Below are 15181 nucleotides of genomic sequence, written 5' to 3'. Positions count from 1 at the left end.
TCACCAACACCGTCGAGGCGCTTGAACTGCAAGGCCCCCACCTGCACAAGCGGCCCCGACCCAGACCGTGGACATGAGAAGACGCTTTCGACAACCTGTTGTCAGTGGGTCCGTGCATCATCGTTTCCGTGACGCAGAGCACCATTGACACGCTGCACTCGCTCGCCCGCGCCCGCCGACCCGTCTGTCAGATAGCACCCCGTTCTGCCCCCGCGGACTCGGCAGATTCCTACCGCGTTTAACCATGCCGCCTGCACCACGCCAGGACGACGGCGGCTGGGGCGGCCCGATCAGCTCACGCGTGATACTCGGAGAGATCGATGGTGTGAACGCGCAGCGGGTGGCCGTACACCGGGTGCTTGGTTTCGCGCTCCGGCACCATGCCAAGCTTGCGCATCACGTTCTCGGAAGCGTCGTTGCCCACTCGGGCGATGCTGATGACGCCGTCGAGGCCGCGGTCCTGGAGCGCGAACTCCAGTGCCGCGTGAGCGGCTTCGGACGCGTACCCCTGGCCCCAGAACTGCCGACCGAGCCGCCAGCCGATCTCCACGGCAGGCAGCACCTCAGGCAGGAATGTGGGCACGGAAAGACCCGCGAAGCCTGCCAGCTCACCCGAGGCCAGCAGCTCGACGGCGAAGAGGCCGAACCCCTCCTCATCCCACTCCTCCTCCCACCGCTCGATGTCCTCCGCCGTGCGCTCCAGATCGCGAACCGAACCGTCGCCGATCCAGCGCATGACCTGCGGGTCCGCATGGATCTCCGCCATAGGGGCCAGGTCGTTGTCACACCAGCGGCGGAGGAGGAGACGGGGGGTGCGAATCTCGGTCATGGCACCCATCCTGTCGCAGGCGAGGGCGCAAGTCGAAGCGCGAAGTCACGCCGCATCGTGCCTCGTCCACCTCGTGTGTGACGGCCAAGCACGGCAAGAGGCTAAGGGCAGAGAGCCCATCGCCCAGCTCGCCGATCCCGTTCACGGCACGGGTCCGTCTTCTACGCCGTGTTCAGACGGACGGCCCCGCAAACGAGTTGTCGGCCGCAGAGGCCCTCCGCGGCCAACTCCCGCCGGCCACCAGCGCAGCACTCACCCTCGCTCTCCACGTCGTCAGCCACGCCCCCTTGACGGGAACCAGTCGTCGACAGGTCCTCGGTGAAGAGCGACCTCCCGACAAGACCACAGGACAGCGGCGCCGGCCCTCCGCCCTTTCGCGGTGAAAGGGCGGAAGGCCGAGGTGGACCTACGGCTTGCTCAAGGCCCCGCTCGTCCACGCTGCGCGCAGCGCCTTCTTGTCCACCTTGCCCACCTTGGTTGTCGGCAGCTGATCCAGCAGCACTGTCTCCCGTGGCGTGTACAGCTCGCCCAACTCGGCGGTCACCGCCGCGCCGACCGCCTCCGGGTCGACGTCAGCGCCCTCGGCCGTGGCCAGGAAGATCTGCACGGCCTCCCCGTACTCCTCGTCCGGCATCCCCACCGCCGCCGCGTTGCGCACACCGGGCAGCGTGAGGAGGAAGTCCTCCAGCACCCTCGAGTACACGTTGTCGCTGGTGCTGCCGGTGACGATGATGTCCTTGGCCCGGTCGACGAGGTAGAGGTACCCCTCGGCATCGAGATAACCCATGTCCCCCGTGCGCAGCCAGCCATCCTGCAGTGCCGCCGCGGTCCGCTCCGGGTCCTCGTAGTAGCCGAGCATCACCGGCTCCCCATGGACGCACACTTCGCCGACCTGCCTGACGGGCAGTGCCTCCGTGCTGTCTTCACCACGGATCTCGATCTCGACGTCGGATATCGCGCGACCGCAGCTGCGCCAGAGTTCGGGACGCCGGGCTCCCTCCGAGGCGAGATCCTCCGCACCGAACGCGGTGATTCCGAGCGCCTCCGACTGCCCGTAGCCCTGGCTGACCACGGGCCCGAACACCTCGACTGCCTGCTGCAGCCGACTTGGCGACGTGGCCGCGCCGCCGACAACGATCCGCCGCAGCGCGGGCAGGGCACCCGGCTTGCACTCCGGGTGGTCGAGCACCGCGTACAGCATGGGCGGTACGAACATGGTGGCGGTGATGCGCTCCTCGCGCAGCACCGCCAACGCCGCGCCCGCTTCGAACTCGGGCAGCACGACGAGGGCGGAGCCAGTCACCAGAGCCTGGAGCGACGTGAGGTGACCGCTGCCGTGCGTGAGCAGTGTGGCGGCGAGCACCCTGTCCGTACCCTGGTCCATGGCCGGGAAGAACGTTGAGCCGGAGTCCTGCTGGGCGTCATCCACCATGTCCACCAGCATGTTGTAGAGCCGGTGGCTGTGCGCGGCCAGCTTGGGTCGGCCCAGGGTGCCGCCGGTGTAGAGGACGGTGATGGCCTCGTCCGCTCCCGGGGCGGGCACGCCCTCCGGGCGCACGTCCGGGCAGTCGGCGGCCAGGGCCAGCAGGTCCGGGCACTGCTGCTCACAGGGCCCGAGGCTGAGCAGTACGGGGTTGTGGATGCTGCGGCCGGCCGCGTCGGCGGCCCGCCCAGCGAAGGTCGGGTCGGTGACCACGGCGCGCGCCCGGGACTGCTCGACCAGCGCGGCGAGTTCGCCGGGCCCCGGCTCGGGCGGCAGGAACACAACGCGACAGCCGATGAGATGGACGGCGAGCTGCGCGAGGACGGAGTCCACGCGGTTGGCCAGAAACAGCCCCACTCCGTCGCCGGGCGCGAGCCCCTGCCCGCGCAGCGCGTGCCCCAGCCTGAACAGTTGCCGCCGAGCCTCCCCTCTGGTCAGTCGGTGCGTCCCCTGGACGAGCGCCTCGGCGTCCTCGTCGTGGTTCCAGTGCTCCAGAATGCGGTCGATGTATATCTGCGACTCGGATGTTTCCTGTGCGTTAACAATCACCAACACATCCAAACATGGACGACGCGGCCGGGCGCGACCACATCGCCCCGCAGACCATCGCCTGGCGGCCGATGCGGCACACAATGACAGCACCGAGGACTGCGAGGGGACCGAACAGCAACAGGGCCTGTGTCGGCCGCGGCTTGACCGTGGCGGAGCTGTTGCGAACAGAGGTCGCCATGAGACGCGCGGACAAGAACTCTGGGAATCCTGCCGCCTGGACGATCCGGTGACCTTCCAAAACGATGCCACACGGTTCCTTGGGGATCTCACCGAGGCATCCACTCGGGATCTACGGAACGCGAACTGGACAGAGCCATGGCGGGACTTCGTCGCTCTGAGTGGCAGGGAAGCCCCCGCCCCTGAGCCAAAGACTCAAGTGGGTACCCAGGTCCGCAGGTCCGCAGCCCGACCAAGGCAACGCCTCTTGGGCCTCCGGCACCTTGCTCCGCCCTGAACAACACTGGCGACAGACCGCCTCGCTCCGGGCAAGACTCGCCCGCCTGGCCGGGGGCACGATCACTTCATTTTTGACTTCGAGGGGTTCCCGGGTGACTCGGCGCGTTCCCACGTCAGGACGCCGCCGCGCTCTTGTCCTTCTACGATGACCGGCTTGACGAGTTTCAGGTGGAGCCGGTGGTTCTCGTCCAGGGTGGCGCGCCGGGGCAGGACGTTGTTCTCCCAGTTCGGGAAGAGACTGTGCTCGACGTGGTGCTCGATGATGTCGTCGGTGACGGTGTAGGTGCCCGCATAAGCGAGGTAGCCGCGTGCCGCCTCGGCCTGCTCGGCGCCAGTGCCGCCGTGCACCTCGCCGTCGGTGTACGCAGACCGGCCCGGGGCGCTGATCTGAACGGACATGTGGCCGTCGTCGGTGTAGATGATCAGGCCATGCGCGTCCTTGCCCAACGGGTACGCGGCGTCGGAGCCGCTGAGCCGGTAGGAGACGAGTCGCCAGGAACCGACAAGCTGTTGGGGGGTGCCGGAATGCATGACATGTGGCCTTTCCGAGGAGTATCGACGGGCCCGTTCTGCCCGTGATCTCCACGCTACGTCGGCCCCTCTCGCCCCGGCGGTGGCACGGATGCCACCTTGTGGCAGGATTTGGCCATGCACAAGGTGGCCGTTCTCGCGCTTGACGGGGTACGCGCGTTTGAACTCGTCATCCCGACCCGCGTCCTGGGCGCGGCCAACGCCGCGGACGGCTCTCCGCTGTACGAGGTGCGGGTGTGCTCGCTCGGCGCCCGGACCGTGACCAGCGACGCGGGCTTCTCGATCGCCGTCGAACACGGCGTCGAGATCCTGCGGGACGCGGACACCGTCGTCGTCGCCCCCACCCTCGCCATGCGTGACCGGGGGCGCGACGGGGTCCCCGCCGACGTGCTCCGCGCCCTCACCGGTTTGCGCCCCGGTACGCGGGTCGTGGGCCTGTGCGCCGCGGCCTTCGCTCTCGCCGCCGCGGGGCTGCTCGACGGCCGCCCGGCCACCACGCACTGGCGAGAAGCCGAGGACTTCCGCGTCTCGTTCCCCGACGTCCGGCTCGACCGCGATGTGCTCTTCGTCGACGACGGTGACGTGCTCACCTCCGCCGGAGTCGCCGCCGGCATCGACCTCTGCCTTCACCTCGTACGCCGCGATCACGGCGCGTCCGTCGCCAACGACGTGGCCCGCGCCTGCGTCGTGCCGCCCTGGCGCGAGGGCGGCCAGGCCCAGTACGTCCAAGCGGTCGTCCCCGCCGATGACGGCGCCTCCACCGCCGCCGCGCGCGCGTGGGCACTCACCCAGCTCCACCGGCCCCTGGCTCTGGGTGAACTTGCCCAGCGCGCCAGCATGAGCGTCCGTACCTTCAACCGACGGTTCCGCAGGGAGACCGGCACGACACCCGGACAATGGATCACCCTGCAACGCGTCGACCGCGCCCGCGCTCTGCTGGAGACCACCACCCTGACCATCGACCACATCGCGGCGGCCACCGGCTTCGGATCTCCCCGATCCCTGCGCGAACACCTCAGACACGCCCTCGGCGTGTCTCCCTCCGCCTACCGCCAAACCTTCGCCGACCGTGCACCCGCCGACCGCGGCCTCCCCCAGAGCCCGTCCCGCCAGCCGGCCGACTCTGCCGCAGCGGTCCTGTACCCGTTTTCCGAAGGCTGAGCGTCAGGCAACAGTTCCCGGGCATCCGTACTGGCCTCCGAGCAGCCCGTGGAGGAATCGACCTGCTTCAAACCCCCTCTTACCTGCGACGATGCAGGTAAGAGGGGGCATCGCATAGAGCCCGTCTTCCCTAGGCCGGGAAGGTGGGGTACTCCACCCCGGAGACGTACTGGACGACGCGGATGACCTGGCACGAGTAGCCGAACTCGTTGTCGTACCAGAGGTAGAGGATCGCGTTGTCGCCGTCGACCTTGGTGGCGCCGGCGTCGACGATCGAGGCGTGGCGCGAGCCGATGAAGTCGTTGGAGACCGCGTCGGGGGCGCTGGTGAAGTCGATCTGGCGCTTGAGCGGCGAGGTCAGCGAGACGTCCCGGAGGTAGTCGAGGACCTCCTCGCGGGTGGTCTCGCGCGCCAGCTGGAGGTTGAGGATCGCGATCGAGACGTCCGGGACCGGGACGCGGATCGAGCTGCCGGTGATCTTCGCCTTGAGGTCGGGCAGCGCCTTGGCGACGGCGGAGGCGGCGCCGGTCTCGGTGATGACCATGTTGAGCGGCGCGGAGCGGCCACGGCGGTCCGACTTGTGGTAATTGTCCAGCAGGTTCTGGTCGTTGGTGAACGAGTGGACGGTCTCCACGTGGCCGCGCAGCACGCCGTACTCGTCCTCCATCGCCTTCAGCGGCGGGACGATGGCGTTGGTGGTGCAGGAGGCGCAGGACAGGATCTGCTCGTCCGGCTTGATCATGTCGTGGTTGACGCCGTGGACGATGTTGGGGACGTCGCCCTTGCCCGGGGCGGTCAGCACCACCTTGTCGACACCGGGGCGGAGGTGCTGCGAGAGGCCCTCGCGGTCGCGCCACTTGCCGGTGTTGTCGATGAGGATGGCGTCCTTGATGCCGTACGCCGTGTAGTCGACCTCCGAGGGGTCGTTGGCGTAGATCACCTTGATGGCGTTGCCGTTGGCGAGGATCGTGCTGTTCGCCTCGTCCACGGTGATGGTGCCCTGGAACTGGCCGTGGATGGAGTCCCGGCGCAGCAGCGAGGCGCGCTTGACGAGGTCCTCGCCGGCCCGGCCGCCACCGCCGCGGACGACGATGGCGCGCAGCCGCAGGCCGTTGCCGGAGCCGGCCTTCTCGATGAGGAGCCGGGCGACGAGGCGGCCTATGCGGCCGAAGCCGTAGAGGACGACATCGCGGCCCTCGCGGCACTCGATCTTGTTGGCGCCGGTGGCGCCGGCGACGGCCTCGGCGGTGAAGTCGGCCACCGACAGTCCGCGGTCGTCGGCGCGGTACGTCGCGGCGAGCATGCCGATGTCGATCTGGGAGGGGCCGAGGTCGAGGGCGGTGAGCGCCTGGAGGAACGGCAGCGTCTCGGTGACCGACAGTTCCTCGCCGGCGATCTGCCGGGCGAACCGGTGGGTCTTGAGGATGCTGACCACCGACTTGTTCACCAGGGAGCGGCTGTGGACCAGGACGGTGACGTCCCGTTCCCGGTGCAGCTTCCCGATGAGCGGGATCATCGACTCCGCGATCTCCTCGCGGTTCTTCCAGTTGGTGAACGAGTCGTCGTTGACAGTCACAGGCTTATCTCTCGATCGAGCTAGGCGGTGCTCATATGCTAACCCCATGCCCGTTCGATCTTTCGGGGGGTGTCGGCGGCGGGTGTGAAGGTCCGCCTTTTCCTCCCAATTCCCTTACGAAATAAGGGCGTTGCCGGTCGGGCGACCTCTCGACCGGCGGCCCGGGTGGACGCCTCGCGCGCTCGCACCGGGCCCAGCACGGACCCTCTCTTGACAGCTCCCCCGTCTCCGTCCGACGATCCCCGGGTGAACCTGTCAGACAGCCAGACACCTGGTGGCATATCCGCCGCCCCCGTTCCCCGTCGGGTGAGTGCGATGGAGGCCGTGCTGAGTCATCTGCGCGGGGCCATCGAGCGGGGCGACTACGCCGTCGGGGACAAGCTCCCCTCCGAGGCCGAGCTGTGCCGCCGGCTGGAGGTCAGCCGGCCGGTGCTCCGCGAGGCGCTGCGCGCGCTCCAGACCATGGGGCTCACGGTCTCCCGTACCGGCAAGGGCACCTTCGTCGTCTCGGCCGGCGCGGTGGCGGACCCGACCTTCGGCGACTACGCGGCCAGTGACCTGCTGGAGGTCCGCCGCCATGTCGAGATCCCGGTCGCCGGCTACGCGGCGGTGCGCCGGACGCCGGAGGACCTCGACCGCCTGACGCACCTGCTGGAGCGGATGGAGCGGGAGACCGACACCACCGCCTGGGTCGCCATGGACACGCTGTTCCATCTGGCGGTGGCCGAGGCCGCCCGGAACCCGGTCTTCCGGCGGGTGATCGAGGAGATCCGGGACGCCCTGGCCCGCCAGTCGGCGTTCCTGACCGACGTCGGCGGCCGGCGGGAACAGGCGAACCGGGAGCATCGGGCGATCGTGGAGGCCCTGGTGGAGCGGTCGGAGCAGGACGCCGCCGAGGCGATGCGACACCATCTCGCCCGGGTCGAGACGACGCTGTCGACGATCGTGCGGTCGCCGGAGCAGCCCGGCCCCGCCGCGGACGAGACCGGCGACGGGGTGCGCGGATGAGCGCGATGTTCGAGGACGCGACATTGGACGAGCAGGGGCGTAGCGCGCGCCGAGGCGCCGCGGGCGAACCGCCGGCCGTCCGTACTCCGGGCCATGTGCCGGTCGCCGAGGTCGTCCGCGGCGGCCTGGTCGAGGGCGTGCACCACGGCTCGGTGGTGGTGCTGGCGGCGGACGGCTCCGTGGCGTACCGGCTCGGCGATCCCGAGGCGGCGTTCTACCCCCGTTCGGCGCTCAAGCCGCTCCAGGCCGTCGGCCTGCTGCGGGCCGGGCTGCCGCCGCTGGACGAGGAGGCGCTGGCGCTGGTCGCGGCCAGCCACTCCGGCGACGAGCGACACCTGGCGACCGCCCGGCGCATCCTGAACGGCGGCGGGCTGACCGAGGACGACCTGGGCAACGTGCCCGACCTGCCCTACGGCATCACCGAACGGCACGCCTGGCTGGGCCGCGGCCTGGGCCCCAGCCGGCTCGCCCAGAACTGCTCGGGCAAGCACGCCGCCATGCTGGCGACGGCGCGCGCCCGGGGCTGGCGGCTGGACACCTACCTCGAACCCGGCCACCCCCTCCAGCGGGAGCTGGCCGCCGCGGTGGAGGAGCTGACCGGGCAGGGCATCGCGCAGGTCACCGTCGACGGCTGCGGCGCCCCGCTGTTCGCGGTCTCGCTGCTCGGTCTGACCCGGGCCGCGGCCCGGCTGGCGACGGCCGCCCCGGACACCGACGAGGGCCGGGTCGCGCACGCCATGCGCAGCCACCCGGAGATGGTCTCCGGCCGGGACCGCGATGTCGCCCGGCTGGTGCGCACGCTGCCCGGCCTGCTGGCCAAGGACGGCTTCGAGGGCGTGCAGATCGCGGCCCTGCCGGACGGCCGGGCGGTCGGCGTGAAGATCGCCGACGGCGCGGACCGGGCCCGGATGCCGGTGACGGCCGCGGCGCTGGCCCGCTGCGGCATCGACCCCGAGGTGCTCGCCCCGTTCGCCACCGCGCCGGTCCTGGGCGGCGGTACGGAGGTCGGCCGGCTGCGGGCGATCGCCCCGCCGGCCACCTGACGCCCCCGCTCCCCCGCCCGATTCCCCTCCTCTCCCCTCCTCGCTCCACACGAAGGAACCTTCCGTCATGACGTCCGGCCACCGCCGCGAACACGACCTGCTCGGCGACCGCGAGATACCCGCCGACGCCTACTGGGGCGTGCACACCCTGCGCGCCTCGGAGAACTTCCCCATCACCGGCACCGCGATCTCCGGCTACCCGCATCTGATCGACGCGCTCGCCGCCGTCAAGGAAGCCGCCGCCCGCGCCAACGCCGACCTCGGGCTGCTCGCCCCGGACCAGGCCGACGCGATCGCCGCCGCCTGCCGGGAGATCCGGGACGGACAGCTGCACGACCAGTTCATCGTCGACGTCATCCAGGGCGGCGCCGGGACGTCGACCAATATGAACGCCAACGAGGTGATCGCCAACCGGGCGCTGGAACTGCTGGGCCACGCCAAGGGCGACTACGCCCGGCTGCACCCCAACGAGCACGTCAACCTCAGCCAGTCGACCAACGACGTCTACCCCACCGCCGTCAAGGTCGCCACCGTGATCGCGGTGCGCGAGCTGCTGGCCGCGATGACGGTGCTGCGCGAGGCGTTCGCCGCCAAGGCCGAGGAGTTCCGGGACGTCCTCAAGATGGGCCGCACCCAGCTCCAGGACGCGGTGCCGATGACGCTGGGCCAGGAGTTCTCGGCGTATGCGGTGATGCTGGAGGAGGACCAGAGCCGGCTGGCCGAGGCGGTGACCCTCGTCCACGAGATCAACCTCGGCGCCACCGCCATCGGGACCGGCCTCAACGCGCCCCGGGGCTACGCCGAGGCGGCCCGCCGCCATCTCGCGGAGATCACCGGGCTGCCGCTGGTGACCGCGGCCAACCTCGTCGAGGCCACCCAGGACTGCGGGGCGTTCGTCCACCTCTCCGGTGTCCTCAAGCGGATCGCGGTCAAGCTCTCCAAGAGCTGCAACGACCTGCGGCTACTGTCGTCCGGGCCGCGGGCCGGACTCGCGGAGATCAACCTGCCGCCGGTACAGGCCGGTTCGAGCATCATGCCGGGGAAGGTCAACCCGGTGATCCCGGAGGTGGTCAACCAGGTCGCCTTCGAGGTGATCGGCAACGACGTCACCATCACCATGGCTGCGGAGGCCGGGCAGCTGCAGCTGAACGCCTTCGAGCCGATCATCCTGCACGCGCTGTCGGAGAGCATCACCCACCTGGGAGCGGCCTGCCGCACCCTCGCCGAGCGCTGCGTCTCCGGCATCACCGCCAACACCGAGACGCTGCGGGCGAGCGTGCAGAACTCCATCGGCCTGGTCACCGCCCTCAATCCGCACATCGGCTACACCGCGGCGACCGCGATCGCCAAGGAAGCGCTGGCCAGCGGGCGCGGGGTGGCCGAACTCGTCCTGGAACGGGGGCTGTTGCCCGCCGACCGGCTCGCCGCGCTGCTCCGCCCGGAGGAGATCGCCGGCGCGGGCCGGGAGGCAGCCGGGGCCGCCGGGGCCTGAGGCACCGCCGGTGTCTGCAGGGGGAGCTGTGGGACGGGGCCGGTACGGCGTACCGTCCAGGCAGGGCGGGCCGCGCGATCTCCCGTGCGGCCCGCGGGACCGGACACGACAGGAGAGAACTCCGATGCGGATCGCGCTGTGCCAGATGACCTCGTCGACCGAGCCGAAGGAGAACCTCGCGCTGGTCGCGGACCTGGTGCGCCGGGCCGCCGCCGACGGCGCGCGGCTGGCGGTGCTGCCGGAGGCGGCGATGGTGCGGTTCGGGGCGCCGCTCGGGCCGGTGGCCGAGCCGCTGGACGGGCCGTGGGCCGAAGGGGTGCGGGCGGTGGCCAGGGAGACCGAAGTGACGGTGGTGGCGGGGATGTTCACCCCGGCGCCGGACGGCCGAGTGGCCAACACGCTGCTGGCCACCGGGCCCGGGGTGGAGGAGTCCTACGACAAGATCCACCTCTATGACGCCTTCGGGTTCCGCGAGTCGGACACCGTCGCGCCGGGCGAGCGGGTGGTGACGATCGATGTCGACGGCGTCCGGGTGGGCCTGGCGACCTGCTACGACCTGCGTTTCCCGGAGCTGTTCCGGGCGCATGCGGACGCCGGTGCGGCGGTGTCGGTGCTGCCCGCGTCGTGGGGCGCGGGGCCGGGCAAGCGGGACCAGTGGGACCTGCTGGTGCGGGCCCGGGCGCTGGACGCGACGGTGTGGCTGGCGGCGGTGGGCCAGGCGGCCCCGGACCAGGACGCCGATCCGGAGGCGCCCACCAAGGCGCCGACCGGGGTGGGGCACAGCGCGCTGGTCGGCCCGGACGGCACGGTGCGGGGGCGGCTGGGCGGTGCCCCGGGGCTGCTGGTCGCCGACGTGGACCCGGCGGAGACCGAGCGGGTGCGGCGGGCGGTGGCGGTGCTGGACAACCGGCGGCTGTAGGCGGGCGCGTGGGCCCGGCGGGGCGATCCGGCCGCCGGGCCCTGGGCGGATCAACCGTCCGCCGGGACGCTGACCTCGGTGCCGTTCCCGTCGCCGGTGCCGTTGCCCGCACCGATGCCGGCGGAGGGGGCCGTTGAAGGCCGGGCCGCGTGGTCGGCGAGGATGCCGGTGCGGTGGCGCTGGACGCACCAGTAGTAGGCGAAGCCGCCGACCGCGACCGCGCCGACGAAGAGCACCGCGCCCCAGCGCAGATACCAGTGCTGCGGACCGGTGGCGTTGTAGACGGCGGCGCGCGGCCAGGCGAGGTTGACGATCATGGCGGCGCCCCAGAGGACGGCGACGATGTTGACCGGCAGGCCCCAGCGCCCCAGGCTGAACCGGCCGCCGCCGGCCGGTCGCCATCCGCCGCGCAGCCTGGCGACCAGCATGGGCGCGGTGACCAGCAGATACGCCGCGTAGATCAGGATGATGCCGAGGCTGGTGACGACCGAGAAGATCTGCGGCTGGCGGATGTTGAGGAGCAGCACGGCCAGCGACAGCACGCCGATGAGCACCGCGGGCAGGACCGGGGTGCGAAAGCGCGGGCTGACCCGGGCGAGCCGGGCGGCGAAGGGGAGGTTGGTGTCGCGGGCCATCGCGAAGGTGAGCCGGATCGCAGCGGTGTGCACGGCCAGCGCGCAGACCGTGACGGCGATCAGGACGCACCAGAGCATCGCCTTGCCGCCGGTGTCGCCGAGCACGTCCAGGACGACGTACTGGAGCCCGTCGGTGGTGAGCCCCTTGCCGTCGAGGCTGCCGACGCTCATCAGGGCGAGCAGCAGGACCAGTCCGCCGAGCACGAACGAGGCGATCAGGGCGCGGAGGATGGCGCGCGGGGCGTTGCGCGAGGGGTCCAGGGACTCCTCGCCGAGTGAGGCCGCGGTGTCGAAGCCGTACATGACGTAGGCGGAGGCGAGCGAGGCGGTGAGGAAGGCGCCGAGGTAGCCGAGCGGCTGTCCGGCGCCGGTGTGGTGGGTCTGGAGCAGCACGCCGGGGCCGCGGACGATGTGCAGCGCGAACAGCACGATGAGGACGGCGGTGGCGATCAGCTCGACGAAGACGCCGGCAGTGTTGATCCGCGCCATCAGCTTCACGCCGAAGGCGTTGACCAGGGTGGTGAAGAGGATCAGGAGGGCGGCCAGCAGGACGGCGTTGGTCGCGGCGTCGTAGGTACCGGTGCCGTCGCCGACGAACTGGAAGACCCGGGAGATCTGCGGGAGGGTCAACTGGTAGGCGAGGGCCACCGCGGCCAGCGAGACGACGGAGGCGACCAGCATCAGCCAGCCGGCCAGCCAGCCGAGGTGCGGATTGCCGAGCTTTTTCGCCCAGTTGTAGACGGAGCCGGCGACCGGGTGGCGGGCGGCCAGTTCGGCGAAGGAGAGGGCGACCATCAACTGGCCGGCGAAGACCATCGGCCAGGACCACCAGTAGGCCGGGCCGCCGTGCCCGTAGCCGAAGTAGAAGAGCTGGAAGGTGCCGGTGAGGATGGAGATGTAGCTGATGCCGGCGGCGAAGGTGTGGAAGGTGCCGAGGGTGCGCTTGAGTTCGGGGCGGTAGCCGAACTCGGCCAGGCCGGTGTCGTCGCCGGTGTCGTCCTCCGGTGGGATGTCGGCGGGTGCGGTCAAGGGCCGTCCTCCTCAGTCGAACCGTTCGTAGGCAGCCGTGGGTACGGCGCGGGCGCCCGCCGGGGAACGGGTCAGCCGCACCCGGCCGCCAGCTGCGCGGTGACCCAGGCGTGGAACCCGCCGATATGGTGTTCGCTGGGCACCAGGACGCCGCCGTCGCGGTAGGCGCGGGAGTCCATGGCCGGCTGGGTGCGCTCGCAGGCCGCAAAGTCCTGGACGTTGACCCGGTGGAACAGCTCGACGGACTTGGCGACATCGGCGCCGGAGTCGAGGACCTCGGGCAGATACAGCCAGTCGCATTCGACCAGGGTGCGGTCGGCGGCGAGCGGGAACATCCGGTGCAGGATGACGTGGTCGGGGACGAGGTTGACGAACACCTGGGGGCGGACGGTCACGGCATAGTAGCGCCGGTCCTGGCTGTCGTCGATGCCCGGGAGCCGGCCGAATCCGGCGCTGCCGTCCACCGTGAAGCCCTGCGCCTCAGGGGCGAACGCGGCGCCGTGGCCGACGTAGTACTGGGCGGCAAAACCGTCCGCGAACTCCGGTAGGACATCGGTGAGTTCGGGGTGGATGGTGGCGCAGTGGTAGCACTCCATGAAGTTCTCGACGATCAGCTTCCAGTTGGCCCGGACGTCGTAGCCGATGCGCCGGCCCAGGGCCAGGGTCTCGGTGCGGTAGTGGTCCAGGACCGCGGCGTCGCCCAGCCGTTCTACGGCCGCGCCGATCACGGTGTCCTCGAAGGACGGCGGGTCGTCGGCCAGGCACACCCAGGCATAGCCGAGCCATTCCCGCAACGGGACCGGGACCAGGCCGCGTTCGGTGCGGTCGACGTCCGGCATCTTCTGGAGGTTGGGGGCGGCCACCAGCCGGCCGTCGAGGTCGTAGGTCCAGGCGTGGTACGGGCATTGGAGGTTGCGGCGGACCTCGCCGGACTCCTCGGTGCACAGCTGCGCGCCGCGATGCCGGCAGATGTTGAGGAAGGCGCGCAGTTCGCCGGCGCGGTTACGGGTGATCAGGACGCTCTCGCGGCCGACGCGGACGGTGCGGAAGGCGCCCGGCCGGGCGAGGTCGGCGCCGCGGACGGCACAGAACCACAGCCGTTCGAAGATCAGCTCCTGTTCGCGCCGGAAGCCGTCCGGGTCGGTGTAGGCGCGGCCCGGGAGGGTGGCGATCAGGCTGGGCCCGGCGGGGTCGACGACGTCGACGGCGGTCGGTTGCGCAGCGGTGGGTGTGGTCGTCATGGCTGCTCTCCTCAGGCGACCGTGGCGGCGGGTCGGCCGGGGCTCTGCCCGGTGCGGCGGCGGGACGGGGCGAACAGGTCGATGGGGTGCGCGGTGCTGCCGGTGAGCGCGAGGTCGGCGACGATCTCGCCGACGACGGGGACGAACTTGAAGCCGTGGCCGGAGAAGCCGCAGGCGACGGTGACGGTCTCCGGGTGCGCCGGATGGCGGGTGATCACGAAGTGTTCGTCGGGGGTGTTGGAGTACATGCAGGTGGCGGCCTTCAGGAAGCGGCCGGGCAGGGTCGGGAGGCGCGGGCCGAGCTGGTCGGCCATGGCGCGGACCTCGTGGTCGTGGACGGTGCGGTCGATGGTTTCCGGGGTGCAGGCGGTGCCCTTGCGGAAGAAGGCGACCTTGGCGCCGCCGTCGGGGCCGTCGATGGCGGGGAAGCCGTAGATCTGGACGCCCCGGGCGTCCTCCCAGATGTAGATGGGGTGGCGTTCGGGTACGAAGGGGGCGGTGCCGCCGTCGGGGGCGAACCAGTACATGAGGTGCCGCTCGATGGTGACCGGGACGCCGAGGTCGGTGAGCAGCTGGGGCGCCCAGGCGCCGGGGCAGATCACCAACTGGCCGGCGGTGTAGGTGTTCTCGTGGGTGTGGACGCGGACCCCGGCGCCGCCGGGCAGCTCCTCCCAGCGGGTGACCGGCTCCTCGAAGTGCAGGTCGGCGCCGCCCCGGGTGGCGAGCTGGACATGGGCGGCGACGGTGTTCTCGGGGCGGACGAGTCCGGCGCGCGCCTCGTAGAGGGCGACCTCGTCGGGGGCGGGGGTGAGGGTCGGGAAGCGGCGGCGGATCTCCGGGGCGTCGAGCATCTCGTGCGGGAGGTCCCACTGCCGGGCGGAGGCCAGGCTGCCGCGGACGGTGCGGCTGTCGGGGCGGCCGACCATCACACCGCCGCAGAGGGTGGCGATCTGCCGGCCGGTGTCGCGCTCCAGCTTCGCGTAGAGCTCGTAGGAGCGCAGCAGCAGCGGGACGTAGGCGGGGTCCTCGAAGTAGGACTGGCGGGTGATCCGGGAACCGCCGTGGCTGGAGCCGCGGTGGTGGACCGGGCCGAACTTCTCCAGGCCCAGGACCCGGGCGCCGCGGGCGGCGAGGTGGTGGGCGGCGGCGCTGCCCATCCCGCCCAGGCCGAGGACGATGACGTCGTAGGTGGGGGCCATGCGGTCGGGCTCCTTCGGGCAGGCTGC

12 protein-coding genes are annotated in these 15181 nt (G+C 71.1%); 5 read left to right on the top strand and 7 right to left on the bottom strand.

Going from position 1 to position 15181, the window contains the following annotated elements; all coding sequences use genetic code 11:
* Nucleotides 1-295: 295 nt before the first annotated feature.
* From B073_RS0126095 to B073_RS41200, 3 genes are all read right to left on the bottom strand, one after another.
* The gene (locus B073_RS0126095; RefSeq protein WP_018541040.1) at nucleotides 296-829 is read right to left on the bottom strand and encodes a GNAT family N-acetyltransferase; all 534 of its coding nucleotides are present in this window, start codon (nucleotides 827-829) and stop codon (nucleotides 296-298) included.
* 406 nt (nucleotides 830-1235) lie between these two features.
* Nucleotides 1236-2861: a class I adenylate-forming enzyme family protein gene (locus B073_RS0126090; protein WP_234025166.1), complete on the bottom strand. Its 1626-nt coding sequence runs from the start codon at nucleotides 2859-2861 to the stop codon at nucleotides 1236-1238.
* Nucleotides 2862-3380: 519 nt separating this feature from the next.
* Nucleotides 3381-3851, bottom strand: coding sequence for a lipocalin-like domain-containing protein (locus tag B073_RS41200; protein WP_018541038.1), 471 nt, complete (start codon nucleotides 3849-3851; stop codon nucleotides 3381-3383).
* A 117-nt stretch (nucleotides 3852-3968) separates the two neighbouring features.
* Here B073_RS41200 and B073_RS0126080 point away from each other — a divergent pair, with 117 nt between their 5' ends.
* Nucleotides 3969-5012 (top strand): GlxA family transcriptional regulator, encoded by a 1044-nt coding sequence (locus B073_RS0126080; RefSeq protein ID WP_018541037.1) that lies wholly within the window; start codon nucleotides 3969-3971, stop codon nucleotides 5010-5012.
* A 130-nt stretch (nucleotides 5013-5142) separates the two neighbouring features.
* Here the strand turns inward: B073_RS0126080 and B073_RS0126075 are convergent, their stop codons facing one another.
* The gene (locus tag B073_RS0126075; RefSeq protein ID WP_018541036.1) at nucleotides 5143-6588 is read right to left on the bottom strand and encodes a glyceraldehyde-3-phosphate dehydrogenase; all 1446 of its coding nucleotides are present in this window, start codon (nucleotides 6586-6588) and stop codon (nucleotides 5143-5145) included.
* Nucleotides 6589-6834: 246 nt separating this feature from the next.
* Between B073_RS0126075 and B073_RS0126070 the strand changes: the two genes are divergently transcribed.
* The 4 genes from B073_RS0126070 (at nucleotide 6835) to B073_RS0126055 (ending at nucleotide 11050) form a co-directional block, all read left to right on the top strand.
* Nucleotides 6835-7596 carry a FadR/GntR family transcriptional regulator gene (locus B073_RS0126070; protein WP_078508185.1) on the top strand — a complete coding sequence of 254 codons (762 nt, stop codon included), beginning with the start codon at nucleotides 6835-6837 and terminating at the stop codon, nucleotides 7594-7596.
* A gap of 5 nt (nucleotides 7597-7601) precedes the next feature.
* The gene (locus B073_RS0126065; protein ID WP_018541034.1) at nucleotides 7602-8639 is read left to right on the top strand and encodes an asparaginase; all 1038 of its coding nucleotides are present in this window, start codon (nucleotides 7602-7604) and stop codon (nucleotides 8637-8639) included.
* Nucleotides 8640-8706: 67 nt separating this feature from the next.
* Nucleotides 8707-10131 (top strand): aspartate ammonia-lyase, encoded by a 1425-nt coding sequence (aspA, locus tag B073_RS0126060; RefSeq protein WP_018541033.1) that lies wholly within the window; start codon nucleotides 8707-8709, stop codon nucleotides 10129-10131.
* A gap of 124 nt (nucleotides 10132-10255) precedes the next feature.
* Nucleotides 10256-11050, top strand: coding sequence for a carbon-nitrogen hydrolase family protein (locus B073_RS0126055; RefSeq protein ID WP_018541032.1), 795 nt, complete (start codon nucleotides 10256-10258; stop codon nucleotides 11048-11050).
* A 50-nt stretch (nucleotides 11051-11100) separates the two neighbouring features.
* On the opposite strand, the gene B073_RS0126050 is transcribed toward B073_RS0126055, so the two are convergent.
* The 3 genes from B073_RS0126050 to solA all read right to left on the bottom strand — a co-directional run bounded on the left by B073_RS0126050 (nucleotide 11101) and on the right by solA (nucleotide 15154).
* Complete coding sequence (locus tag B073_RS0126050) at nucleotides 11101-12714, bottom strand: APC family permease (RefSeq protein ID WP_018541031.1); 1614 nt, start codon at nucleotides 12712-12714, stop codon at nucleotides 11101-11103.
* 71 nt (nucleotides 12715-12785) lie between these two features.
* Nucleotides 12786-13955 carry an aromatic ring-hydroxylating oxygenase subunit alpha gene (locus B073_RS0126045; protein ID WP_018541030.1) on the bottom strand — a complete coding sequence of 390 codons (1170 nt, stop codon included), beginning with the start codon at nucleotides 13953-13955 and terminating at the stop codon, nucleotides 12786-12788.
* Nucleotides 13956-13966: 11 nt separating this feature from the next.
* Nucleotides 13967-15154 carry an N-methyl-L-tryptophan oxidase gene (gene solA / locus B073_RS0126040; RefSeq protein WP_018541029.1) on the bottom strand — a complete coding sequence of 396 codons (1188 nt, stop codon included), beginning with the start codon at nucleotides 15152-15154 and terminating at the stop codon, nucleotides 13967-13969.
* Between the last annotated feature and the right edge of the window lie 27 nt (nucleotides 15155-15181).

The organism is Streptomyces sp. MspMP-M5 (assembly GCF_000373585.1).
Taxonomy (GTDB): domain Bacteria; phylum Actinomycetota; class Actinomycetes; order Streptomycetales; family Streptomycetaceae; genus Streptomyces.
This window is presented reverse-complemented; position numbering and strand designations above follow the sequence as displayed.

Coding starts and splice junctions, on each gene's coding strand:
- B073_RS0126095 (WP_018541040.1), bottom strand. CDS start 829: ATGACCGAGATTCGCACCCCCCGTCTCCTCCTCCGCCGCTGGTGTGAC.
- B073_RS41200 (WP_018541038.1), bottom strand. CDS start 3,851: ATGCATTCCGGCACCCCCCAACAGCTTGTCGGTTCCTGGCGACTCGTC.
- B073_RS0126080 (WP_018541037.1), top strand. CDS start 3,969: ATGCACAAGGTGGCCGTTCTCGCGCTTGACGGGGTACGCGCGTTTGAA.
- B073_RS0126065 (WP_018541034.1), top strand. CDS start 7,602: ATGTTCGAGGACGCGACATTGGACGAGCAGGGGCGTAGCGCGCGCCGA.
- aspA (WP_018541033.1), top strand. CDS start 8,707: ATGACGTCCGGCCACCGCCGCGAACACGACCTGCTCGGCGACCGCGAG.
- B073_RS0126055 (WP_018541032.1), top strand. CDS start 10,256: ATGCGGATCGCGCTGTGCCAGATGACCTCGTCGACCGAGCCGAAGGAG.
- B073_RS0126045 (WP_018541030.1), bottom strand. CDS start 13,955: ATGACGACCACACCCACCGCTGCGCAACCGACCGCCGTCGACGTCGTC.
- solA (WP_018541029.1), bottom strand. CDS start 15,154: ATGGCCCCCACCTACGACGTCATCGTCCTCGGCCTGGGCGGGATGGGC.